This window comes from Anaerosolibacter sp. (genome assembly GCF_029240175.1).
Classification (GTDB): domain Bacteria; phylum Bacillota; class Clostridia; order Peptostreptococcales; family Thermotaleaceae; genus Anaerosolibacter.
Map to the genome: position 1 here is coordinate 35,895 of NZ_JARBTM010000010.1, position 23,337 is coordinate 59,231.

General features: G+C 36.7%; 25 protein-coding genes. All 25 read right to left on the bottom strand.

Translation table 11 applies throughout. From position 1 onward, the window contains the following. Nucleotides 1-111: 111 nt before the first annotated feature. The gene (locus tag K0R93_RS08725; protein WP_300300066.1) at nucleotides 112-1,140 is read right to left on the bottom strand and encodes an NAD(P)H-dependent glycerol-3-phosphate dehydrogenase; all 1,029 of its coding nucleotides are present in this window, start codon (nucleotides 1,138-1,140) and stop codon (nucleotides 112-114) included. Between the two features lie 18 nt (nucleotides 1,141-1,158). Continuing rightward, the gene (gene plsY / locus K0R93_RS08730; protein ID WP_300300068.1) at nucleotides 1,159-1,752 is read right to left on the bottom strand and encodes a glycerol-3-phosphate 1-O-acyltransferase PlsY; all 594 of its coding nucleotides are present in this window, start codon (nucleotides 1,750-1,752) and stop codon (nucleotides 1,159-1,161) included. Continuing rightward, nucleotides 1,752-3,074 carry a ribosome biogenesis GTPase Der gene (gene der / locus K0R93_RS08735; protein WP_300300071.1) on the bottom strand — a complete coding sequence of 441 codons (1,323 nt, stop codon included), beginning with the start codon at nucleotides 3,072-3,074 and terminating at the stop codon, nucleotides 1,752-1,754. Before der ends, plsY begins: the two co-directional genes overlap by 1 nt. Nucleotides 3,075-3,096: 22 nt before the next feature. After that, entirely contained in the window at nucleotides 3,097-4,416 is a 1,320-nt protein-coding gene (locus K0R93_RS08740; protein WP_300300073.1) for a DUF512 domain-containing protein, read from the bottom strand. Between the two features lie 131 nt (nucleotides 4,417-4,547). Next, nucleotides 4,548-4,742: a capping complex subunit for YIEGIA gene (locus K0R93_RS08745; protein WP_300300076.1), complete on the bottom strand. Its 195-nt coding sequence runs from the start codon at nucleotides 4,740-4,742 to the stop codon at nucleotides 4,548-4,550. A 17-nt stretch (nucleotides 4,743-4,759) separates the two neighbouring features. Beyond that, the gene (locus K0R93_RS08750) at nucleotides 4,760-5,677 is read right to left on the bottom strand and encodes a YIEGIA family protein (protein ID WP_300300078.1); all 918 of its coding nucleotides are present in this window, start codon (nucleotides 5,675-5,677) and stop codon (nucleotides 4,760-4,762) included. A gap of 219 nt (nucleotides 5,678-5,896) precedes the next feature. Next, a complete protein-coding gene (phoU, locus tag K0R93_RS08755) occupies nucleotides 5,897-6,547 on the bottom strand; it encodes a phosphate signaling complex protein PhoU (protein ID WP_300300080.1) in 651 nt (216 codons plus the stop codon). 19 nt (nucleotides 6,548-6,566) lie between these two features. Further along, nucleotides 6,567-7,328 carry a phosphate ABC transporter ATP-binding protein PstB gene (gene pstB, locus K0R93_RS08760; protein ID WP_330685110.1) on the bottom strand — a complete coding sequence of 254 codons (762 nt, stop codon included), beginning with the start codon at nucleotides 7,326-7,328 and terminating at the stop codon, nucleotides 6,567-6,569. 15 nt (nucleotides 7,329-7,343) lie between these two features. Continuing rightward, entirely contained in the window at nucleotides 7,344-8,228 is an 885-nt protein-coding gene (gene pstA / locus K0R93_RS08765) for a phosphate ABC transporter permease PstA (RefSeq protein ID WP_330685112.1), read from the bottom strand. A 1-nt stretch (nucleotide 8,229) separates the two neighbouring features. Beyond that, entirely contained in the window at nucleotides 8,230-9,114 is an 885-nt protein-coding gene (pstC, locus tag K0R93_RS08770; RefSeq protein WP_300300082.1) for a phosphate ABC transporter permease subunit PstC, read from the bottom strand. Between the two features lie 207 nt (nucleotides 9,115-9,321). Beyond that, nucleotides 9,322-10,194, bottom strand: a complete 873-nt coding sequence (locus tag K0R93_RS08775) for a phosphate ABC transporter substrate-binding protein (RefSeq protein WP_300300084.1) — start codon at nucleotides 10,192-10,194, stop codon at nucleotides 9,322-9,324. 200 nt (nucleotides 10,195-10,394) lie between these two features. After that, the gene (gene pnpS, locus K0R93_RS08780; protein ID WP_300300086.1) at nucleotides 10,395-12,182 is read right to left on the bottom strand and encodes a two-component system histidine kinase PnpS; all 1,788 of its coding nucleotides are present in this window, start codon (nucleotides 12,180-12,182) and stop codon (nucleotides 10,395-10,397) included. Beyond that, complete coding sequence (locus K0R93_RS08785) at nucleotides 12,183-12,884, bottom strand: response regulator (protein WP_300300088.1); 702 nt, start codon at nucleotides 12,882-12,884, stop codon at nucleotides 12,183-12,185. A 22-nt stretch (nucleotides 12,885-12,906) separates the two neighbouring features. Then, a complete protein-coding gene (gene pgeF / locus K0R93_RS08790) occupies nucleotides 12,907-13,725 on the bottom strand; it encodes a peptidoglycan editing factor PgeF (protein WP_300300090.1) in 819 nt (272 codons plus the stop codon). 94 nt (nucleotides 13,726-13,819) lie between these two features. After that, entirely contained in the window at nucleotides 13,820-14,275 is a 456-nt protein-coding gene (nrdR, locus tag K0R93_RS08795; RefSeq protein ID WP_300300093.1) for a transcriptional regulator NrdR, read from the bottom strand. 119 nt (nucleotides 14,276-14,394) lie between these two features. Next, nucleotides 14,395-14,676, bottom strand: coding sequence for a YlmC/YmxH family sporulation protein (locus K0R93_RS08800; protein WP_300300095.1), 282 nt, complete (start codon nucleotides 14,674-14,676; stop codon nucleotides 14,395-14,397). Nucleotides 14,677-14,780: 104 nt separating this feature from the next. Continuing rightward, on the bottom strand, nucleotides 14,781-15,554 hold the full coding sequence (gene sigG / locus K0R93_RS08805; RefSeq protein WP_300300097.1) for an RNA polymerase sporulation sigma factor SigG: 774 nt from the start codon (nucleotides 15,552-15,554) through the stop codon (nucleotides 14,781-14,783). A 117-nt stretch (nucleotides 15,555-15,671) separates the two neighbouring features. Continuing rightward, a complete protein-coding gene (gene sigE, locus K0R93_RS08810; RefSeq protein WP_334305780.1) occupies nucleotides 15,672-16,406 on the bottom strand; it encodes an RNA polymerase sporulation sigma factor SigE in 735 nt (244 codons plus the stop codon). A 26-nt stretch (nucleotides 16,407-16,432) separates the two neighbouring features. After that, on the bottom strand, nucleotides 16,433-17,344 hold the full coding sequence (gene spoIIGA / locus K0R93_RS08815) for a sigma-E processing peptidase SpoIIGA (RefSeq protein ID WP_300300099.1): 912 nt from the start codon (nucleotides 17,342-17,344) through the stop codon (nucleotides 16,433-16,435). 199 nt (nucleotides 17,345-17,543) lie between these two features. Continuing rightward, nucleotides 17,544-18,620 (bottom strand): cell division protein FtsZ, encoded by a 1,077-nt coding sequence (ftsZ, locus tag K0R93_RS08820; RefSeq protein ID WP_300300101.1) that lies wholly within the window; start codon nucleotides 18,618-18,620, stop codon nucleotides 17,544-17,546. A gap of 227 nt (nucleotides 18,621-18,847) precedes the next feature. Next, nucleotides 18,848-19,189 carry a small basic family protein gene (locus tag K0R93_RS08825; protein WP_300300103.1) on the bottom strand — a complete coding sequence of 114 codons (342 nt, stop codon included), beginning with the start codon at nucleotides 19,187-19,189 and terminating at the stop codon, nucleotides 18,848-18,850. A 63-nt stretch (nucleotides 19,190-19,252) separates the two neighbouring features. Then, nucleotides 19,253-19,990, bottom strand: a complete 738-nt coding sequence (locus K0R93_RS08830; protein ID WP_300300105.1) for a DUF881 domain-containing protein — start codon at nucleotides 19,988-19,990, stop codon at nucleotides 19,253-19,255. 11 nt (nucleotides 19,991-20,001) lie between these two features. After that, nucleotides 20,002-20,751 (bottom strand): cell division protein FtsQ/DivIB, encoded by a 750-nt coding sequence (locus K0R93_RS08835; protein ID WP_300300107.1) that lies wholly within the window; start codon nucleotides 20,749-20,751, stop codon nucleotides 20,002-20,004. Between the two features lie 62 nt (nucleotides 20,752-20,813). Then, nucleotides 20,814-22,067 carry a UDP-N-acetylglucosamine 1-carboxyvinyltransferase gene (gene murA, locus K0R93_RS08840; RefSeq protein ID WP_300300109.1) on the bottom strand — a complete coding sequence of 418 codons (1,254 nt, stop codon included), beginning with the start codon at nucleotides 22,065-22,067 and terminating at the stop codon, nucleotides 20,814-20,816. 162 nt (nucleotides 22,068-22,229) lie between these two features. Continuing rightward, nucleotides 22,230-23,336 (bottom strand): undecaprenyldiphospho-muramoylpentapeptide beta-N-acetylglucosaminyltransferase, encoded by a 1,107-nt coding sequence (gene murG, locus K0R93_RS08845; protein ID WP_300300111.1) that lies wholly within the window; start codon nucleotides 23,334-23,336, stop codon nucleotides 22,230-22,232. Nucleotide 23,337 lies beyond the last annotated feature (1 nt).

Here is a 23,337-nt window from a genome sequence, read left to right on the forward strand (position 1 = left end):
GAAGGAATGGATTTTATACTTTATATAAGCTTACACAATCATGTCAATAAAAATAAAAGAGATACCCCTAAGATATCTCTTTGTCCTATGTTATAATTTATTTGTGACTGTTTACCATTGGATTTGCTGATTTGCTACAATTTCTTCCATTTCGTGGGTACGGCTTCTGATCATTAGGTTTACAACAGCCTCTTTTACATCCTTATCCTCATAAAGAATATTGTAAATTTCAGATGTTATAGGCATTTCAACATCATATTTTCTTGATAATTCATAGGCGACCCTCGTTGTAACAACACCTTCAACAACCATGCCAATTGAAGCAGTGGCTTCACTCAATTTTTTCCCCTGTCCGATTAAGATACCGCATCTTCTATTCCTACTATGCATACTGGTACATGTAACAATGAGATCACCTATACCTGATAAGCCTGCAAAAGTTCCAAGATCAGCACCCATGATTTGACCAAGACGAGCAATTTCTCTAATCCCTCTGGTCATAAGGGCTGCCTTTGCATTGTCTCCAAATCCTAAACCATCAGAAATTCCTGCCCCTAAGGCGATAACATTCTTCAGAGCTCCGCCTAGCTCGACACCTGTTACATCAGGATTCGTGTAAATTCTTAATTTAGGAGAAATGAATATATCTTGCACGTATTCGGCGATACCTCGCTTATTTGCAGCAACCACGAGGGTTGTAGGCATATCCCTGCAAACTTCCTCTGCATGAGATGGCCCAGATAGAACAGCAAAAGAGTTACTAGGCAGTTCTTGGGCGATCACTTCTGATATAGTCATTAAAGAAGATCCTTCAAGGCCCTTCGCTGCATTTACAATTATTTGTTGATCACAGATCGAAGCTTTAAAGCTTTTTACGGTTTCCCGCACAGCTTGAGATGCTACAGTTAATAAAATAACCTCTGCATTCTTAACAGCACCGTGAATATCATGATAAAGTGTAATATTATTAGGCAATAACACGCCAGGAAGATATTTAATATTCTCCTTTGCTTGGTTCATCATATTAAATTGTTCTTTATTCCGCATCCACAAATTCACATTATGACCCTTTTTAGCGAGAGAAATTGCGAGGGCTGTTCCCCAACTTCCTGCTCCAACAACACAAATACTTGACTTCATCAAAAGGCCCCCCCTAGATTACTTAGTTCTAGACTTCTGTCCCAGTTTCGATTCTGTTCCCTTCAAAAGTCTGCTTATATTTTCCTTATGTCTATAGATTGCCATCAATGCCAAGACCAATCCAAATAAAAAGAACTTAAAGCCGGAAAACAATAAAAGGACTGGTAACAAACTAATAGCTACAACGGACCCTAAAGATACATATTTTGTCTTTGCAACAATCAAAACACCTACGATAATACAAATAATTGCAACAATTGGATTGACAAATAGACCCACTCCGATGGAAGAAGCGATTCCTTTGCCACCTTTGAACCCTAAGAATATTGGCCAATTATGACCAATAACTACGGCAATTCCACAAATCAAAGCTGTACCTTCACCCCCAAGTCGACTGCCGATCCAAACAGCCAATATGGCCTTCAAAGCATCCCCTATAAAGGTCACTAGCCCAGCCTTCATGCCCAGTGTTCTTAGTACATTGGTTGCCCCAGCATTGCCACTCCCATACTTCCGAATATCAATGCCTGCCCATAGTTTAGAAACAATGATTGAAGTCGAAAAATTTCCGATGGTGTAGCTTAGTAAAATCGCCAATACCTTTAAAACCATTATTCATCCCCACCCTTTTCTCTATACTGAATCCAAATTGGCGTACCTTCAAATCCAAAAGCTTCCCTAATTTTGTTTTCCAGATATCTCGTATAGGAAAAGTGTGTTAATTCACGGTCATTGATAAAAATAATGAATGTAGGCGGGCGTACAGATACCTGGGTTGCATAATAAATTTTCAATCGTTTTCCCTTATCTGAAGGCGGTTGATTCAACAGCGTTGCCTCTCCAATAATGTCATTTAGCATACCTGTTTGAATCCGCATGGCGTGTTGATTGGAAACGAATTTTATATTTTCAAGGATCTGATGCATCCTTTGTTTGGTTTTAGCAGATACAAATATAATCGGCGCATAGAGCATGAAGGAAAGCTTATCTTTGATATCCTTAATATACTGATTCATGGTATGGGTATCTTTTTCTACAATATCCCATTTATTTACAACAATTACAGTAGCTTTCCCTTGCTCATGGGCGTATCCTGCAATTTTTGTGTCTTGCTCTGTAACACCCTCATTGGCATCAATCACCAATAAACATACATCTGCCCGATCAACGGCAGTAAATGATCTTATAACACTATATTTCTCAATATTTTCATGTATTCTGCTTTTTCTTCGAATTCCAGCCGTATCAATAAAAACATATTTATCCTCTCCATGGGTAAATGGTGTATCAATAGCATCTCTGGTTGTACCAGCAATATCACTGACAATAACCCGTTCTTCTCCTAGAATGGAATTTATAATTGAAGATTTGCCTACATTCGGCTTTCCAATAACAGCTACCTTTATGGTATCATCTTCATAAATTTCATCTCTATCTTCAGGAAACTTCGCTACAACTTCATCTAGCAAGTCTCCCAGTCCTAAGCTATTCACAGAAGAAATGGGAATTGGTTCACCCAGTCCTAATTGATAAAAATCGTAAAATGAGCTTGGTACATCCTTTGTATCCACCTTGTTTACTACTAATAATACAGGTTTCTTCGTTCTCCTAAGCATGTTAGCAACATCTTCATCTGAAGCTGTCAATCCCTCTCGCCCATCTACCATGAAGATGATTACATCTGCAGTTTCAATGGCGATTTCTGCCTGTCTTCTCATTTGTGACAAAATAATGTCTTGGGTATCTGGCTCTATCCCTCCAGTATCAATCATTATAAAGTTCGTATTTAGCCATTCAGCCTCTGTATATATCCTATCTCTCGTTACGCCAGGCTTATCTTCAACAATTGAAATCCTTTTCCCTGCAATACGATTAAAAAAGGTAGATTTCCCCACATTGGGCCTACCCACAATAGCCACTATCGGCTTTGCCATGACAATCCCTCCAATATCTCAATCATTCTAATATTTTCCTTAAAAAATCTTTCCCATTTACAGCCGACACAACGACTCTCACACCCAGTTTTTCTTGCAACTCATCTACCGTCACATCATCAAGAAAAATTTGTTCACCTGTTTTTAACATAGATTCAGGGATGATTAATCGTTCACCTACATTTTTATGCTCTAACTGTTTGAAAATATCTTGGCCTGTAACCAAACCAGCAACAGTAATCGTTCTACCGAAAAATTCATTTTCTATGGTATGAACATCCAGCACAAGCCCTAGATATCTACGCTCTATTTCTCTGCAAAGTTTTGTAAGAAATGCTTCTGCTGATACACCCGTAACAATGCTGATTTTCTTGGGCCCAATCCTTTCAGTTTGAGCTTTTCGTAGTTGATCCATCAGTTCATACTCAAACATGGCCATTAGTCCTACACCATTCTCGATTTGCAAAAATTCCTCATATTCCTCGTAGGATGGAATACTTCGATTTGCGAGAACATAAAACTCATCCGATAAAAATACAAATCTTGTTCCCAACTTCTTATACAACTGTATCTGCCAATTATTAATCTGTTCAATAACCTCATTTGCCCTATCTTTATCATAAATACTCAATGGAAATAGGCTTTCTCTAAAGTTCGTTACGCCTACCGGAACGATAGCAACGCTCTCTAACGCAGGATATAACAGGGATAAATCCAAAATGGTCTTATCAAGGTTTTCACCATCATTTATTTGTGGGCAGAGTACAATCTGACCATTTATTCTTATACCCACATCAGTAAGTCTCTTTAATCGCTCATAGATATTACCAGCTGATTTATTGTTTAGCATTTTTATCCTAAGGACCGGATCTGTGGTATGTATAGATACATTGATAGGACTGATTCGGTATCGAATAATTTTATCAATGTCTTGGTCAGACATATTGGTCAAGGTAACAAAGTTGCCTTGTAAAAAAGATAATCTAGAATCGTCGTCCTTAAAATACAATGTTTCTCTCATTTTAGATGGCAATTGATCTATAAAACAAAAGATACATTTGTTTCTACAACTTTTTGCTTTATCGATGATAGGATTTTCAAACACGATACCCAAATCCTCATCGTACTCTTTTGTTATATGATAGTGTCTAATTTCTTCATTTTGTTTTTTAATCAGTACATCCAATCGTTCATCAGCAATAAAAAACATGTATTCTATAATATCTTCAATTTTCTGTCCATTAATCGAAAGGAGAATATCCCCTTTCTCAAGGCCTATTCTCTCTCCAATGCTGTCTGGAACAACTTCAGAAATAACATTTTCGTATGATTTTTCTAGCATTAACACACCTACTTAAAATCTAGTTTTAGTACCTGCTACTAATATTATTATATCATAAATATTTACGTTATGTACTACGTTTAGTAATATTATCACGTTATTTAATTTTAAGTCAAGGAGTATATTTCCTCCTAGTGGCGGACAACCACGTATGTCCCGTTTTCTAAGTCGTGGACCATCCCCATGGTAACTTTGGCAATCAAAAGAGCCAATCGCTCTTGATGCTCTTCTGAACTGGCATAAAACACGGGGGTTGAATTCGAAGAGACAACGTTTTTATCAGCAGTTATTATGGCAACGATACTATCTTTAATTCCGAAATCCATATTCCCTCTCCTCTCAATTAGCTTCTGTTCATCTGGGTTCCTTTTGCTTTAAAAGGCTTTCGTTTCGCGGTCTCTAACACTGGCGTTCCTTCCACAGCTGCAACCAATAATTCACGATCCACCTCGGTAGGGACAATTACCATGATGATCGTACCATCTTGTGCATTTCTCCTTGCTATAGGTGTAAATTCAGGCTCATCTACATCCTTTTGTATACCAAGATGAACTGCTACATTATGCTGAATTGCCTGCCTTTGTCCGGTATTGGCTAAAGTTGCTTTTGCATCTACATTCTTTGGTACGATTTCTACAGCAACACCCTTTTCTTCATAAATCTTTTTCGTGCTTTTTAAACCGATATTCATAATGACAATGCCATTTACCATTAATAAAGGTCCCTCAAAATATATTTTTCCTATTCTCACCTCTGCGATTTCGGCAACGCTTTGCCTTTTGAGCATACCTTTTAGAAAGACTATTACAAGCAGACCGACCACTATACCTACCATGATCTGTACAAACCTGGGCTGTTTCATCCAATGAGCAAAATAAATAGCAATGCTGGTCATTAAAGCTGTGATGATTACCATATAATTACGGGCTTCAAAGGCCTTCGCAATATCTTCTATGTAAGCCGTACCTCTCGGAACCAGTTCAGTGGGCTCAATATTATCCAAGCTTTGTCTTTCCATGCTTCTCACATCTCTAAACTGTTGCGCTGCCAAAGCCAAGAATGTAACAGCACTATACTCTTTGCTCAGCAAGGCTGGCAATGCTACAGAACCTAAACCGGCAGCAATAACCCCTAATGTCAGATGAGATAGCAAACCTTGTGGATAGCTTGGATACTGCCTATGATCTATTCGTATCATGTATAACCTAGCAAGCAGGCCCATCAACAAGGATGGCAGAATAACCACACCATAGTTTTCCATAATTCTCCTCCTCGTATTTTTTATCTGAACCATTCGATTTTCCTATCTTTATTATGTGTGATAAAAAAGAATTTATAGGCTCCCCATCATAAAAGTAAGTATTTCCCTTCCTCATTTTTTTATTTCAGCTGTACTATCCATAGATTATTTCTGTTTTGCCTTTAAAAAAGTAAAAACAACCTCGTATTCACCAAGGTTGTTTCTATATGCATTAAAATCCTATGCCATCCAATAGTCTCCAGTTTGAATATATACCACCTTTTCGCAAACATTTTTTGCATAATCAGCAATTCTTTCAATATGCTTACAAATGAAAAGAAAGTATGTGGACTGAGTAATTTTGTCTTGGTCCTCAATCATAATAACAATTAATTCGCTGTATACATCTTTATACAGAGCATCAATTTCGTCATCCAAATGCCATGTTTTTTTCGCTAAATCCACATCTTTTTTCACAAATGCATCCAATGAGTGTTTTACCATTTCCGCTGCTAGATCCGCCATTCTAGGAATACGTACCAGGGGTTTCACATACTTTTCATTTGCCAATCGTATAGTGGTCTTTGCAATATCCGATGCATGGTCTGCCATTCTTTCTAGGTCCACTATTAATCTTAAAATAGAACATATTTCTCGTAGATCAATAGCCATGGGTTGTTGTGTTGCAATAAGTTTTATACATTTATCTTCGATATCCTCTTCTAACCCGTTGATTACCTTATCTCCATCTATAACTTTCTGAGCCAGTGCAATATCTTGATTTTTTAATGATTTGATTGCATCTAAAATAGCTTCCTCTACCATGCTTCCCATTTTTAACAAATCATTATGAAGTTTCTCCAATTCACTTATTAGATGTATTCTCGCCATGTTTTCCCCTCCTTATTTTTTAACCAAATCTCCCTGTAATATAGTCTTCTGTTCTTTTATCCCTTGGCTTTGAAAAGATATTATCCGTTAAATCAGTTTCTATGATCTCACCATTCAAAAAGAAGGATGTAAAGTCAGAGACCCTTCCCGCCTGCTGCATATTATGGGTTACAATGACAATGGTATATTTCTTTTTTAATTCCTCCAGTAAATCTTCAATTTTTAATGTGGAGATTGGGTCAAGAGCAGATGTTGGCTCATCCATTAACAATACATCTGGTTCAACAGCCAAGCATCTTGCAATACATAGTCTTTGCTGCTGACCACCAGAGAGGCCAAGGGCTGGCTTATCCAATCGATCCTTTACCTCGTCCCATAATGCAGCGCCTCTCAAACTTTTTTCCACAATCTCATCAAGTGCTGTCTTACTCTTTACCCCATGAATTTTGGGGCCATAGGCTACATTTTCATATACCGTCTTAGGAAAAGGATTTGGTTTTTGAAAAACCATTCCAACACTCTTTCTAAGCTGAATTAAATCACATTTGTCATCGTAAATATCTGCACCATCCAGAAGAATTTCGCCTTTAATTTTCACATTATCTATCAAATCATTCATTCGATTCAGTGTTCTGATAAAGGTAGACTTACCGCAGCCGGAAGGCCCTATCAAAGCAGTTACTTTATTTTCCATAATATCTAGATTAATGTCTATTAAAGCTTGAAAATCACCATAAAAAAGATTCAAGTCATTCACTTTAATCTTCGTTCGATTCATCATCTTACTTTCCCCCTTCTATGCTTCAATCTTTGTTCTTTTCATGTACTTATTGGCTAGGATATTGGCACTGAAATTTATCAGAACAACAAAAATGATTAAGACCGTTGCCGTTGCAAATGTCTTTTCTTTTGACAACCCTTCCGATGCCAATATATATAAATGTACAGACATGGTTCTCGTTGGGTCCATGATAGACATCGGCAGTCCTAAAGAACTTCCTGCTGTTAACATAACCGCCGCAGTTTCTCCTACTGCACGACCAATTCCTAGGATTAATCCTGTTAATATGCCCGATATACTACTAGGTAAAACAACCTTTATGATTGTCTGCCACTTTGTAGCACCAAGGGCTAAGCTGCCTTCACGGAATGACTGAGGTACAGTCTTTAATGACTCTTCGGTGGTACGAATGAGTGTCGGTAGGATCATGATCGCTAAGGTTAAACCGCCCGATAGAATAGACCATCGAAATCCCAATAATATAACAAAGAATACAAACCCAAATAGACCAAATATGATGGATGGAATGCCTGCCAATGTTTCCGTCCCGAACCGAATGATCTTTACTAATTTCGTTTCTTTGGCATACTCTGTCAGATAAATTGCAGCTGCAACTCCTATTGGCGTTGCAATGGCAATTGATACCAAAGTTAAATAAATTGTTCCTACAATGATTGAAAAAATACCGCCTTTTCTACCCATGCTGCTAGGCTCCTGAATAAAAAAATTGAAATCAATATGCTTTACACCATTCATTAAAACGTAGCCTATAATCGATATCAAAGCTACAAGCGTCAATATAGCCGCAAGGTAGATAGCAAAATAAGATACTTTTTCCTTTATATTAAGATTTATCTTCTTATTTGATATCATGATTTTACTAGCCTGCATCTCCATCATTCTATCCCCTCCCTAGCTTTCTCGTTGTAAAGGTAGCTGTTACGTTCAACAGCATGATAAACACGAACAATATGATTCCAGTAGCAAAAAGTGCTCTTTGATGCATCGGTGATGCATAGCCCATTTCCATGGCAATGGTTCCCGTCATGGTTGCAACCGAATCCAAAGGACTTCCTGGTATCTTTGGCATATTTCCTGTAATGAGAATTACTGCCATGGTTTCCCCCACTGCTCTACCCATACCAAGAACAACGGAAGTAATGATACCGGATTTTGCAGCAGGCACAATAACCTTTGAAATTGTATCGAACTGGGAAGCTCCTAAAGCCAAAGAACCTTGCTTATATTCATTCGGTACAGCTCTGATAGAGTTTTCAGAGATATTAATAATCGTAGGTAAAATCATGACTGCAAGAATAATTGCTCCACCAAGTATACTATATCCCGTTGTAAATGCATCTGAATTAAACTTCTGTGCAATTGGTAGGATGTATGTTCGAATCATTGGTACAATCACAGATAACCCAAAGAATCCATATACAACAGAAGGTATCCCTGCCAACAATTCTACAGCTGGTTTAAACAATTTTACCAAGGGCGTTGGTGCGATCTCTGCTAAAAAGATGGCACATGCAATTCCCATTGGCACCCCTATAATAAGTGCTCCCACTGTAACAGACACTGAACCGATGATCATCGGTAAAGCGCCATAGCTACCGTTAGTCGGAGCCCAATTCGCTCCAAATACAAAGTTGAGAATACCATATTCAAGTAATATAGGTAACCCTTCCTTAAAAATGAAGAATGTAATTAGAAAAACGGATAAAGTTGCTATTGTGGCACTAATAAAGAGTATCATTTCTATTGCTTTTTCATACTTCTTCATGGTTCGTCTCCTTCCAAATATCGTTCATTCCCATTATTCATTTTATAAGCATTTCGTTAGTGAAAGATTAAGGCCACGTTAAATCCATGTTAAATATCTCATAATATCTATCCCTGTAATAAAAATAAAAAGATAAAGACGGTTAAACCATCTTTATCTTTTTATGAGAAACTGGGAGGATTCTCTCAATCTTTGAATGACTCGGGTTTATTTTACTGAAATAAATTCTTGAGCAACAATTTCTTGTCCTTCTGCACTCATGATGAATTCAATGAACGCTTTTACTGTTTCACTCTCTTCACCATTTGTTAGGAATAAGAACGGTCTTGAAATTTTGAATGAACCATCCTTTGCATTTTCTTCTGTAGCTTCTACGCCTTCAACTTTTACAGTCTTCACAGCATCATCCAACGCGCCCATTGAAACGTACCCAATAGAATCTGGTGTATTGGCTACCGTCTGCTTAACAGCGCCAGTAGATGGCTGAACCAAGGCATTTTTAGTTGTTAAATCCGCTTTGTTTCCAGAAGCATCTTTGCCTTCTACTCCCGTGATTTCAATAAATGCACCTCTTGTACCAGAACCTTCTTCTCTTGAAACGACTGTGATTGCTTTATCTTCTCCACCGACTTCTTTCCAGTTTGTGATTTCACCAGTAAATATTTTTTTGATTTGTTCTATTGTTAAATCTTCAACTTTACTTGTTGGATTAACAACCACTGCAATACCATCTTTCGCGATGACATATTCCGTTAATCCTGAAGATTTTTCTTCTTCTTTAAGATCTCTTGAAGACATACCAATATCAACAATTTTGTCGATAGCCGATTTAACACCTACGCTGGAACCTCCGCCTTGAACCTCTATTTGAACATCTGGATTCTTTTCTGTAAACGCTGCAGCCAATTCATCTGATAATGGTTGTACTGATGTAGAACCTGCAATAACGACCTTACCAGTTAAAGCTGCATCACCTTGTGTTTCTTCCTGCTGTGGCTGTTCAGTTGTCTTTTGACCGCATCCTGCCAGTAATCCTACAGCTAACATAACTATTAGTGCTAATGATAAAATCTTTTTCATTTTTTATTTCCCCCATTCATTTTAGTTAATTTTAACTTCCAAAGGTTCCTTCCTCCCTGTCCTTGAGAACCTTTTATCATCTTGACTACAAATACATTATAATAGGGCTATGTTAAGACAGCATAAAAGAAATGTTAAATCCCCGTAAATTTGTAGGGAAAAATCGAATATTCATTCCATACAAAAAAAGCTAGGATATCCTAGCCTTTTTGCTCAATAATAGGTATTCGAACGGTGAATTCGGTTCCTTTTTCAACTTCACTTTGTACCTTTATATCTCCATTGAACGACATCACGATATGTTTTACAATGGCTAAGCCTAGGCCTGTTCCGCCTACCTTTCTTGATCTTGCCTTATCTACTCTATAAAATCTCTCAAACAATCTTGGTATATCCTGCTTAGGAATACCCATACCCGTATCTTTTATAACCAAGAAAATATTATCATATTTTTTATAAGCCAAAACTTTTACAACACCATGATCTGGTGTATACTTCATGGCATTCTCAATGAGATTCAGCATCATTTGTTTGAACCAATCTCTATTGCCAATAATAGAAGGTAAACTAGCATCAATCTCTGTGGTATAGTGGATACTCTTTTGTAAGACAAGTCCTTCCACCATATCATTGATTTCTGCAAGTACTACATGAACACTGATTTCCTCTCTGATAGGAGGAAATCTATTATTCTCGATGGCTGACAAGCTGAGCAAGTCATCAATTAATCTTCTCAGTCTCTCCGTTTCTATTTCAATAATATCTAGAAATCTATTCCTAACCTTTTCATTATCTATAGCTCCCCCTTTTAACGTCTCAATAAATCCAGTTATAGAGGTTAAGGGGGTCTTCAATTCATGGGATACATTCGCAACAAATTCAGATCGCATGTTTTCTAGCTTTCTCATTTCTGTCACATCTTGTATCAAAGCCATGATGCCAATAATTCGGTTTGGATCAACATCAAGTCGAATAAAGTTTGTGTATACCTTTAAGATTTTCATTTCCGGGTAGTCAATGGTTATTTCTTTTTGTCCAATACTCTGGGTATCAAGCATATTCTTTAGGACATCGTGGAGCTTATTACTCCGAATGACTTCAAGAATATGTTTTCCAATCACATCTTCTTCATCAATTTTAAAGAGGGATTTAGCTACAGCATTCATAAGTATTATTTTATAACTATTATCCACTGCAAATAGCGCTTCGTTCATGCTGCTCAAAGTAGACTGCAGCTTCGTATTTTTATCCCAGAGTTCTGAAATTGTTTCATTTAGCTTTACGGCCATGATATTAAATGTATCTGCCAAAATTCCTATTTCATCACTGCTATTTACGTATACCCTGTTTTTAAAATCTCCATTTGCAATTTTTTGAGCAGTCTGGGTAATCTCTTTAATCGGCTTGGTTACGCTATTCACATAACGATACCCTAAAATTGTTGCCACGATTGCACCACAAAATGCCGCTATCAAAGTGTTTTGTAGCAACCTTGTATTTAATCTGTCAATTTCGACTAAAGGAAACGCCAGCCTAGTCACGCCATAGATTCGATCTTCAATGACGATGGGTATAGCCACATACAAATAATTGTTTTCTGTGGTTGTACTGTAGCGATTGCTCTTACCAACTCCCCCTCTTAAGGCATCTTGGACTTCGGGTCGATATAAATGACTCTCAATATTGGGAAGTTGTTCAGGTCGAATCTCAGAATCTCCAATCACAAAACCATTGTTATTGATAAAGGTTACCCTTGCGTTTATTTGCTTTGCATAACGGTGAGCTAATTCAGAAAACTCAAGATCATAGAAAGAACCCTCTTTGACCCTATCTTCTACAAACTGATTCACCAAATTTCCATTGCTCATCAAGGTACGTTCTATCGTATCTATATAACTGCCTTTCATAAAGCCTAAAGTAAGGACCCCGGATATAATGATACCCACCAATAAAAGTATTGTATATGTTATAAATATCTTCCGCTGCATCTATTTCACCTGTTTCATCTTATAACCTATGCCTCTTATTGTTTCAATATATACAGGGTGTCGATCATTATCCTCAATTTTCTTTCTCAGGTGTCTTATATGAACATCTACAGTTCTTGTTTCTCCAAAGTAATCATATCCCCATACTTCATCAAGCAGCAAATTCCTTGATAATACCTTGCCCCGATTTTCAGCAAGTATCTTTAGCAGTTCAAATTCCTTTAAAGTGAGTTCTAGAACTTTCGAACCTTTCAGTACTTCGTGTTTTTCCGTATCAATAACAATATCATGCACCTTGATGATTTTCCCAGCTTCTTTAGGTATTTCTTCAAATCTCCTTAAAACTGCTTTTATTCTTGCTGTCAACTCCCGCACGCTAAAAGGTTTTGTTAGATAATCATCCGCTCCTAGCTCTAGACCTAAAACCTTATCTGTTTCTTCACTTTTCGCTGTAAGCATGATAATAGGAACTTTGCTAGTCTTCTCATAGTTTCTGATTTTTTTACAAGCTTCGAACCCATCTATTCCAGGCAGCATCAAATCCAAAATGATAACATCAGGCACTTCGTCTATCGCCAGCCTGATGGCATCCTCTCCATTATCACTGGTAATAACATCAAACCCATTGCTTTCTAAATTAAACTGAATCAATTCTACAATATGCTGCTCATCATCCACTACGAGGATCTTTCTTCTACTCATACACACTCTCCTTTCAGCTTCGTCATCTAAGCTGTAAAATTCCTGCCATTCTACCAGTCTTGCCTTTATCAGCACGATGAGAAAATAATATATCATGATTGCATTGTGTACAGATATTGCTTACTGTTATATTTCTTGCTAAAACACCTATTTCCTCCAAGGCCAATTTGTTAGCCTTCCATAAATCAAGCATATACTTATTATCTCCCTTGGAAATTACAAATTTGCTGAGGTTTGTAAAATATTTGTTAAATTCGTCAATAACGATTTGATCAACCTCATAGCAACAATTCCCTATGGAAGGTCCAATGGCAACAATACAGTCTTTCGGGTCAGTAGAAAATTCTTCCTTCATCCTATTGATTACCTTTGCACCTATTTTAAGCACTGTTCCTTTCCATCCCGCATGGGCCAGCGCAATAACATTCCGTTTTGGATCTAAAATAAATATAGGTACACAATCAGCATATAAGGTTACCAATGCAACATTTTTTTCATTTGTAATCAGGGCATCTATTTCATATATATCACTATTCATCAGAATACCTTTTCCACGGTCTTCACTGCTTACAATTTTAATTCGGTCACCATGAACTTGATCTGACAAGACCAAGTTTTCCATAGGAATATTTAAAGCATTACAGACTCTTTCATAATTTTCTCTGACTTTTTCTGCCGTATCGCCCGTCTTAAAACTAAGATTCAGTGAAGTATTATCTCCATCACTTACGCCACCTATTCTACTGGTAAAGCAGTGGGTAACGGATATATATTCTTCAAAAGATGGTATTGTAAAATAGCACAAATGATTATAATCATTCATTTTTAAATTTTTAAGCATTTAATCATCCCCTCTAAATAATATTATTATCGTTTATGAAATAAAGAATAGCAAGTTGTATCACAACTTGCTCCCTCTTTATCAACTATTTACTTTATTTTTCGTTCAGCAGTTTTTTTACTTCTTCCATAAATGTATTAATATCTTTAAACTGTCTATAGACTGAAGCAAATCGTACATAGGCTACTTCATCCAAATCCTTCAAGCAATTCATGACTAGCTCACCAATATATGTACTGGTAATCTCCTTTTCCATGGTATTGTGCATTTCTCTTTCAACATCGTCAATGATAGCTTCAATATGCTTCATGGAAACAGGTCGTTTCTCACAGGCTCTGATAATACCGTTCAGAACTTTATTTCGATTATAGGCCTCTCTCGTTCCATCCTTCTTCACAACCATTAGTGGTATTTCCTCCACTTTTTCGTAGGTTGTAAACCGCTTTCTACATTTCCCGCATTCTCTTCTACGCCGAATCGCATGTCCTTCTTCTGTTGGTCTCGAATCTACAACCTTCGTTTCAAAAAATTCACAAAATGGACAATTCATCACCTAATCCTCCCGCAACTTGATGTATTGGTCAATCTCACCAACATCTGGTGCTAATTAGATTATATTATACGAAATATGGTATGTCCACTTTGATTTTGGAATTCATCAATTCTTTGTTAAATCTCATCCTGAAAAGCATCTTGCTCTTCTTTCGTTACAATGACATCGTTGATTTCAACCAATATGACATCCATTCCTATTTTGCGAATTTCATTCCAAGTAATATAGTAATCATGGTCTTTTCCAAAGAAGCCAAGAAATTTTCCCGGCCCTGGCACAATCAAAGCATCTATACGACCTTTTTCTAAGTTTACTTCAATGTCAGATATAAAGCCTAATCTTCGTCCATCCACCATATTAATGATTTCCTTTTGACGCAAATCCGTTGTACTAACCATAAGCTCACCTACTTTCGTTTACTCATATACTTATATATATAGGCTTGGCTTATGTTATATGAATAAATCTCAAAAAACAAAAGCAACTTTTCGTTGCTTTTGCTCTATATGTATTTTCTCATATGTTTTAAAGCTGTTTTTTCTAACCTTGATACTTGCGCTTGTGATATGCCTATTTCATCAGCCACTTCCATTTGGGTACGACCTTCAAAAAAACGTAATGTTAGTATCAATTTTTCACGATCACTCAGTTTTCTTAAAGCCTCTCGCAGCGCAATGCCCTCCAGCCATACTTCATCTTCGCTTTTTTCATCACTTACTTGATCCATCACAAAAATGGCATCTCCGCTGTCATGGTAAATAGGCTCAAACAACGATATGGGATCTTGAATGGCGTCTAGCGCAAATACCACTTCTTCTCGGGGAATATTTAACTCTTTTGCAATCTCTGACACTGTGGGTTCTTTAGAATTCTTATTGATTAACTGATCCCTTATCTGGAGCGCTTTATAGGCTGTATCCCGCAGGGATCTACTTACGCGTATGGCATTGTTATCTCTTAGGTATCTCCTAATTTCTCCAATAATCATAGGCACAGCATAGGTTGAGAACTTTACATTTTGTGTTAGGTCAAAATTGTCTATGGCTTTTATTAACCCGATACATCCTACTTGAAATAAGTCATCTACATGTTCCCCACGGTTGTTAAATCTTTGAATAACACTCAGAACGAGTCTAAGGTTGCCCTGAATGAACTTTTCCCTAGCAGACATATCTCCTTCATGGATTTTTTTAAACAGCTGTCGCATTTCTACATTGGTCAGTACAGGGAGTTTTGACGTATTCACACCGCAAATTTCAACTTTATTTATATGCATGACAATTCCTCCATCTCTATGGATTATTGCCCCCCTACATTTTAAAATTATTGCCTCCAACCTTTTTGTTTATACCTATATCTTCATCCAAAAACTTTAAAAGCAGCCCTTAAGCTGCTATGTCATCCGATTGATTTCTTTTTTTAATCTATAAATAATCCTTTTCTCTAATCGTGAAATATAAGATTGCGATATGCCCAGCATATCAGCCACTTCCTTTTGAGTTTTTTCTTCTCCATTGTTCAACCCGAATCGAAGTTCCATAATTTTTTTTTCTCTTTTAGATAACTTTTTCAAAGCGATTTCCAGCAATTCTTTGTCTACCTCTTCTTCTAGAAATTTATAAATCAGATCATTATCTGTTCCCAATATATCCGATAGCAGCAGCTCATTTCCATCCCAATCAATATTTAATGGTTCGTCAAAAGAGATTTCTGCTTTGGCCTTACTATTCCTCCTCAAATACATGAGAATTTCATTTTCAATACATCTTGACGCATAGGTGGCTAGCTTAATTTTTTTTTCTGGATCAAAGGTATTTACTGCCTTTATGAGTCCGATTGTTCCAATGGATATTAAGTCTTCAACACCTACGCCTGTATTCTCAAACTTCCTCGCAATATAAACAACCAACCTTAGATTTCTTTCAATAAGTACAGTTCTTACAGCACCATCGTCATGACTTAATCGATCCACCAAAAACAATTCTTCATCAGGACTCAGGGGTGGTGGCAATGCTTCACTTCCACCTATATAGAAAATCGTTTCTGGTTCTGAGATGCCTATAGCCTTCATAATTTTTAGGAAATATATTCTAAAACATAGTTTGACTCGGTTTAGCATGTTCATCATGATAACGCCTCCATTCGAGAAATATTTTATGCTAGTAAATCAGGATGTAATAGTGCATGATAGTCTCCATCGACTGATAGCTTTTTTGTATAAACCCCAATAACAATTTCCCTTATGTATTTCGAATGGTTATTGTCCTGCAGTTTAACGCAATCTGGTTTAAATCCAATCAGCATACCATTGTCTATACCTAGGGATTTAAATGGGATCATCCTGAATCGGTTCATCCACTGTGAGGATTGAATGATTGCTGAGACTAGATCTAAATTAATATCTTGTGGGCAATCATTAAACATACCTTGAATATCTAAGGGCAGTAAGTCTTTAATTGCTTCGTATTCTACAATAATCACTGGATATTTTGATAAGGGATCATGAAGTGAATTGCCTGTATCAATCAATGCGTTCACTTCACTACTATGATTTTCTATTTCAATAGAAATTGGTATATATACTTTATCCCTAGATATTTTCACTTGAATATATTCCCAACAATATTTAATTAAAATATAAGCAATGATTCCTGCATAAATGAGGAGTTTAGGACTAAATTTATCAAAAACATTGCCTATATAAAAGACCCCATTGCTTAATAAACCCTGAAAAACAGTAAGATAAAACAAGGCAAAAGCTGCTCCCCCAAACATGAAAGATATAAGATAAAAGATACCTACCAATTTAAAAAAGTGTTTGAATTGGTAAGGCATAAATGTGATAACAATAATTAACATGGATGCTACAATTTTCATAATCATGGAATACAAAAAAGTAAGAGAAGGAAAAAAAACAACAAAGGCATAAATAGCACCTACCGTTGCCCCAACCCATACTTTATATTTAGGCACCTTCGTTTTACTGAAATACGCAGTGAGATAGAGTATCAACCAGTTCATCAAAAGATTTTCAATAAACAGATACTCTCCATATACCTCTATCATATCCATTCCCCCGATTATGGAGATTCTTCTACTCGCTATACTTCTATTCAATTGTCCTATACTTTATGTCTATTATATAGTACGATTCTCTATTTTTTTGTCAATGTTTGAAGTCGAATGTACAAAAATCATTTCTATAAACTATCATAATACGACAAAAGGTCGTTTAGTGAACTAAACGACCTTTAAGTTTCTCTATTTATCTCTTTTTTCTCAAAAACGTTGGAATATCAAGATCATCGTTTGGTTGGACAATCTCTTCTTCTTTCATATGACCTTGACGAATTTCTCTCGCAGTCATAACATTTTTTGAAGATGCCACTCTATGTTCGAAACCCGTAGCAATCACAGTGATTCTGATCTCATCTTTTAAGTCCTCATCAATCACTGCACCAAAAATGATATTTGCATCTGGATCCGCTGCTTGAGCAACCAACTCAGCTGCTTCATTCACTTCAAATAACCCCAAGTTGGAGCCACCTGTAATATTCAAGAGGACACCCTTTGCCCCTTCTATAGAAGTTTCTAACAATGGACTATGTATTGCTTGTTTTGCAGCTTCAGTGGCTCTATGTTCACCACTAGCCCTTCCAATACCCATATGGGCTAACCCTTGTTCAAACATAATTGTCTTCACATCAGCAAAGTCAAGGTTTACTAACCCTGGCACAGCAATTAAATCAGATATCCCTTGTACACCTTGTCTTAAAATATCATCAGCCATTCTAAATGCATCTACAATAGATGTTTTCTTTTCTACTACTTGAAGAAGTCTATCATTTGGAATTGTAACCAAAGTATCTACCCTTGATTTTAACTCCTCGATTCCTTGTTCAGCATGCTGCATTCTTCTTTTTCCTTCAAATGTAAAAGGTTTTGTCACAACACCTACGGTCAAAATTCCCATTTCTTTTGCAATCTCAGCTACGATTGGTGCTGCACCCGTTCCTGTGCCGCCACCCATACCAGCAGTTACAAATACCATATCTGCACCTTGTAAGGCTTGGTAGATATCATCTCTACTTTCTTCTGCTGCTTTTTTTCCAATCTCAGGGTTAGCGCCAGCGCCTAATCCTTTTGATAGTTTCTCTCCAATTTGAATTCTATATTCTGCTTTTGAAGTGAAAAGTGCCTGCTTGTCTGTATTTACAGCTATAAATTGAACACCTTTTAATTGTGATTCAATCATTCTATTGACAGCGTTATTTCCACCGCCACCTACACCAATAACTTTAATCTGGGCGAATTGCTCCATATCAACATCAAATTCTAACACAAAATTACCCCCTTCATCCGGCTATGAAAATATTTAATATTTTTACTTAGTTATTGTAGTTATATCATTTAAATTTAAACACCCTTATGATGTTACTACAGAAATCTTTAGGTTGATACATAAACACAAATATTTATGTTAAATTTATACAAATATAATACAAGTTATTTAACACTATTACTAATTTCAACATACTATGCAAATATCCTTTTTTCAGAATAAAAAAATTATTTTTTACCAATTCTCTCAATCGAGTATCTTCTTATGATTGCGAAGTTTTGGAACAATCTTCCTCCAAATGCAAATATTGCAGCATAGTAAAGAGGCACACCCAATCGATCACCAATATAAGCTAGAATACCTGCTAATATGGCATTTCCAAAAAATCCTGTAACAAAAATAGTTGAGTTGAATTTATTCTCCATGTGGGAACGAATGGCTCCGAAGACAGAGTCTAGGGCCGCCAAAATGGCCACAGACATATAAAGAGAATATGATGTGGGATAAGTAATAGGTAGATACAAACCTAAAATAACACCAATAATAAGACCAATAATTGCAATAGTCAATCTGCTCACCTTCTTCATAAAAAATAAATAGCCTTATAATAGAATAATATTGCCCTTATCCCATTATTGTGGTTTTTGCTCCTCTAAAGTTGTTGCATATACGAATTTTGTTATCTTATCGTACCGAGGAATAACAACTTCATCCTGCTGTTTAATTGATACTTGAAGATTATAGTTATCTTTCATCTGCCAAATGATACCAAACCGAATATTCAATGCTGATTCAAGGGTATTTGGATTTCCAATAGCCTTGACGATGAATGGCGGTGCTGTAGGGACAGAATTTATATTCACATTATTCCCTGCCAAATGAATCTCAGTATTTGATACAATCCGCTGATCATTAATAGAAATTGCCTCAGCGCCTGCATCATTCAACTTATTGATTAAACTTAGCAGCAAATCATAGTTTATCATAATAATACTAAGATCAGAAGGATAATCAGGCCCCATAGGCGGGTCATCTACTACGACAATAACCCCTTTTCCCTTTACCGCTTTCACCCCAGAAATCATTTTATACTTTTCCAGTTCAGCACTCAGGTTCTTTAACAAACCGTCTTCCTTGGATTCTACATCTTCGATCTCTTTCATTCTTCTCTGAAGTAAATCTACGCTACCTAGTAATTGCTGTTTCTCTTCCTTTTCGATCTTTAAGTCCCTGGATATCCGTTGTGACTTCTGTGTTGATCCACCCCAGTCTATATCACTTTCTTGTACACTTTTAAACTGTATAGACAATACTAATCCAAGAACCAAACAGACAATTGCTACAGCCACCTGTCCTTTTATTCCTTTCATACGGTTTCCTCCTATTCTATAGGACTATAACTTGGATTCCCATCATGACTAATGTCAATTACACCCCTTGTAATTCCTTTCGAAGCTAAATCAGCTAAAATCCCCCTCAGAAGCTGCAGTTTATAGTCTATATTATTCGCTTCTCCAATTCTGCAAGACAATCCGTTTGAGAACCGTATGATCATATTCATTTTATTTGTTACATCAATCTCTCGAATATCCTCATTTATATTCTTCATAGATTTTGCAAGAAGGAGAGCTTTTGTCAATTGCTCTTGATCAGAAACATGAAGTGCTTCACCCTCCATGAAGTTGCTAAATTCTAAGCCGTTGATCGTTTGTAAGCCTGGTGCCTGAATATCCGACTTCAAGACTACTCCTTCTTCGTCTATAATCAAGAAAGTTCCCATAAAAGGCACGACTGCAGCTTCTTTTCTCTCGCTGATTCGAATCATCAGCTTATTGGGCAGTTTTCTCTTTACCGATGCAGTCTTAATATAGGGATTTGCTAATAGATTTGCTGATATACTATCCATTTTTACCTTGAATATATTAAAACCTATTGTACTTTCGACGCTAGGCATAATGTCCTCTTTTGTAAGATGTTCATTTCCGTAGATTTCTACTCCGCGAATCATTAGAATATCCGTCTTGAAGATAATAATAAACGTTACCACACAAAGTAGTATCATAATCAGTAAAATGATTTTCGACTTATTCTTTTTAATACGGATGTCAGTTTTCTGCCTTTCGATATACATATATACCACCCTAATAGTTTGTCCATTCATTTTATTAAAGTAAGAGCAGCTTATGCTGCCTCTTATTTTATCTTATATATATTTGCTCCTAGTTGCTCCAGCATCTTATCAAATTGTTCATACCCTCTCTCAATATGAACAATATCCTCAACAGTTGTTATTCCTTCGGCTACAAGTCCAGCAATTACTAGCGCAGCACCGCCCCTTAGATCTTTCGCAAAAACTCTAGCACCCGTTAGCTTTTTCACACCTTTAATGACAGCCACCCTACCATCAATTTTAATCTTTGCACCCATCCTTGTTAATTCGTCCACATGTTTATAGCGATTTTCGAATATGGTTTCAGTAAAAAAACTTGTTCCCCTTGCGATAGTCATCAAAGCCATAAACTGGGCCTGCATATCTGTTGGGAAACCAGGATAAGGTAGAGTCTTCACCATATCCACTGCTCTTACCCTTTCTGGGGCTTTTAATTTTAGGGTATCACCCTTTTCTAAAATAAGGCACCCGCACTCTTTCAACTTGGAGATTATAGGCTGAACATGATTGGCAATAGCATTTGTGACGAAAATGTCCCCTCCTGTAGCTGCACCTGCTGCTAAAATTGTACCTGTAACAATGCGATCAGGCATAATCTTATGCTCTACATCATGTAATTCTTTTACCCCTTCTATAATGATTTCACTCGTTCCTGCACCACAAATTTTCGCGCCCATCTTTTGAAGAAAATCTTGTAAATCAACGATTTCTGGCTCTTTTGCCGCATTAATAATCCGAGTGATTCCTTCAGCAAAAATAGCGGCAAGCATTGCATTTTCTGTTGCTCCAACGCTTGGATAATCTAAATGAATTTCACAACCTCTTAACTTTAGAACCTCACATTCTAAAAATCCATGGGCTTCTGTGATTTTAACACCTAATGCTTCCAACGCTTTAATATGAAGATCAATGGGTCTTGGACCGATTTCACATCCACCAGGGTAACTTATCTTAATTTTACCACATCTCCCCAATATTGGTCCCATTAAAAATATGGAAGATCTCATTTCACGAACCAAGCCCTCGGGGATCTCATGGGATGACAATGTACTCGTATCAATAGTTATTACGGAATCTTCAAAGCGAATCTGACATCCAATAGATCTTAATATTTCAATCATCGTATGAACATCTTTTAAGTTAGGACAGTCTGTCAGCACACTTACTTTTCCACTCAATACCGTGGCCGCAAGTATAGGTAGCACTGCATTTTTTGCGCCACCAATGCGTATTTCTCCTTGTAATCTATTACCACCATGTATCACAAATTTACTCACATATTTCACCTCCGAGAAGTCCTTAACATTTATGCAAATTACCTGTATTGTAGCATTCATTTGACTTAAAGAACAAAACACAATATATTACTCATAATATGCATAATTCTAGGAGGTGTTACATTAACTTATTTACCTTTCGTTGTATCAATCATTTACCAATTACTCATTTATAAGCTTAAGAATATCCGCATAGATTAAATCTGTAGCATTGGCCTTTGATAACGCCTTGCTTCTCCCTGACATTTTTGTTAACCTTTGTGGATCTCTTATAAATAAGTGTAATAAGTCAACTATATTCTTATCATTTAAATCTTTTTCAAGCAATAATACTGCAGCACCATTTTTCTCGAGCACCCTTGCATTATATTCTTGATGATTGTTTGTCACATGGGGAGAAGGTATCAAAATAGAGGGTAAGCCCATGGCAGTAATTTCTGCTAGTGTTATGGCTCCCGACCGACTTATGATTAGATCTGACGCCCCCATCAACTTCGGCATATCATGAACATAAGGTAGTATTTTAAGATTTATACCGTGAGATAGGTTTGCATCTTTAAACTGTGCCATCATTTGATCATAATGTCTCTCTCCCGTAATATGATAAAAGACTATTTCTTTTCGGTCACTAAATCGTTTCATTACCTGAAGCATTACTTCGTTGATTTTTTCTGCACCCCGGCTACCACCAAAAGATGTGACAACAATCTCATCATTTTTAATTCCCAATTCATTTCGGAATACATCTCTATCAAAATGAATAAATTCCTTTCGTACTGGATTTCCTGTAATAACAAGCTTGCTGCTATTTGCAAAGTATGTACTGGATTCTTCAAAACTAATCAATATCTTATTTACAAACTTACTGAGTATTTTATTCGTTACTCCAGGTATTACATTTTGTTCGTGAATTACAGTTTTAATATTCATCAACGATGCTACGAAAACCACAGGACCGCATACGTATCCGCCTGTTCCTATGACAATGTCTGGCTTAAAGTTTTTAATGACGGTTGCCGCCTCCTGAAGACCCTTAAAAAGGTCCTTGACTGACTTCACTGTATCTATAGATAATTTTCTCTGAAAACCACTGACAGTAATGGTTTTTAGCTCATATCCTGCTTTAGGTACCAAATCGCTTTCTAAGCCTTTTTTTGTACCAACAAACAAGATATCACTGTCTTTCATGCTGCTCTTAATTTTATTAGCAATTGCAATTGCAGGATAGATATGCCCACCTGTTCCTCCACCTGTAATAAGTACCTTCATT

Excerpts from the sequence above, each read along its gene's own strand:
- K0R93_RS08725 (WP_300300066.1), bottom strand. The coding sequence starts at position 1,140 with ATGAAGTCAAGTATTTGTGTTGTTGGAGCAGGAAGTTGGGGAACAGCC.
- plsY (WP_300300068.1), bottom strand. The coding sequence starts at position 1,752 with ATGGTTTTAAAGGTATTGGCGATTTTACTAAGCTACACCATCGGAAAT.
- der (WP_300300071.1), bottom strand. The coding sequence starts at position 3,074 with ATGGCAAAGCCGATAGTGGCTATTGTGGGTAGGCCCAATGTGGGGAAA.
- K0R93_RS08740 (WP_300300073.1), bottom strand. The coding sequence starts at position 4,416 with ATGCTAGAAAAATCATACGAAAATGTTATTTCTGAAGTTGTTCCAGAC.
- K0R93_RS08745 (WP_300300076.1), bottom strand. The coding sequence starts at position 4,742 with ATGGATTTCGGAATTAAAGATAGTATCGTTGCCATAATAACTGCTGAT.
- K0R93_RS08750 (WP_300300078.1), bottom strand. The coding sequence starts at position 5,677 with ATGGAAAACTATGGTGTGGTTATTCTGCCATCCTTGTTGATGGGCCTG.
- phoU (WP_300300080.1), bottom strand. The coding sequence starts at position 6,547 with ATGGCGAGAATACATCTAATAAGTGAATTGGAGAAACTTCATAATGAT.
- pstB (WP_330685110.1), bottom strand. The coding sequence starts at position 7,328 with ATGATGAATCGAACGAAGATTAAAGTGAATGACTTGAATCTTTTTTAT.
- pstA (WP_330685112.1), bottom strand. The coding sequence starts at position 8,228 with ATGATGGAGATGCAGGCTAGTAAAATCATGATATCAAATAAGAAGATA.
- pstC (WP_300300082.1), bottom strand. The coding sequence starts at position 9,114 with ATGAAGAAGTATGAAAAAGCAATAGAAATGATACTCTTTATTAGTGCC.
- K0R93_RS08775 (WP_300300084.1), bottom strand. The coding sequence starts at position 10,194 with ATGAAAAAGATTTTATCATTAGCACTAATAGTTATGTTAGCTGTAGGA.
- pnpS (WP_300300086.1), bottom strand. The coding sequence starts at position 12,182 with ATGCAGCGGAAGATATTTATAACATATACAATACTTTTATTGGTGGGT.
- K0R93_RS08785 (WP_300300088.1), bottom strand. The coding sequence starts at position 12,884 with ATGAGTAGAAGAAAGATCCTCGTAGTGGATGATGAGCAGCATATTGTA.
- pgeF (WP_300300090.1), bottom strand. The coding sequence starts at position 13,725 with ATGCTTAAAAATTTAAAAATGAATGATTATAATCATTTGTGCTATTTT.
- nrdR (WP_300300093.1), bottom strand. The coding sequence starts at position 14,275 with ATGAATTGTCCATTTTGTGAATTTTTTGAAACGAAGGTTGTAGATTCG.
- K0R93_RS08800 (WP_300300095.1), bottom strand. The coding sequence starts at position 14,676 with ATGGTTAGTACAACGGATTTGCGTCAAAAGGAAATCATTAATATGGTG.
- sigG (WP_300300097.1), bottom strand. The coding sequence starts at position 15,554 with ATGCATATAAATAAAGTTGAAATTTGCGGTGTGAATACGTCAAAACTC.
- sigE (WP_334305780.1), bottom strand. The coding sequence starts at position 16,406 with ATGATGAACATGCTAAACCGAGTCAAACTATGTTTTAGAATATATTTC.
- spoIIGA (WP_300300099.1), bottom strand. The coding sequence starts at position 17,344 with ATGATAGAGGTATATGGAGAGTATCTGTTTATTGAAAATCTTTTGATG.
- K0R93_RS08830 (WP_300300105.1), bottom strand. The coding sequence starts at position 19,990 with ATGAAAGGAATAAAAGGACAGGTGGCTGTAGCAATTGTCTGTTTGGTT.
- K0R93_RS08835 (WP_300300107.1), bottom strand. The coding sequence starts at position 20,751 with ATGTATATCGAAAGGCAGAAAACTGACATCCGTATTAAAAAGAATAAG.
- murG (WP_300300111.1), bottom strand. The coding sequence starts at position 23,336 with ATGAAGGTACTTATTACAGGTGGAGGAACAGGTGGGCATATCTATCCT.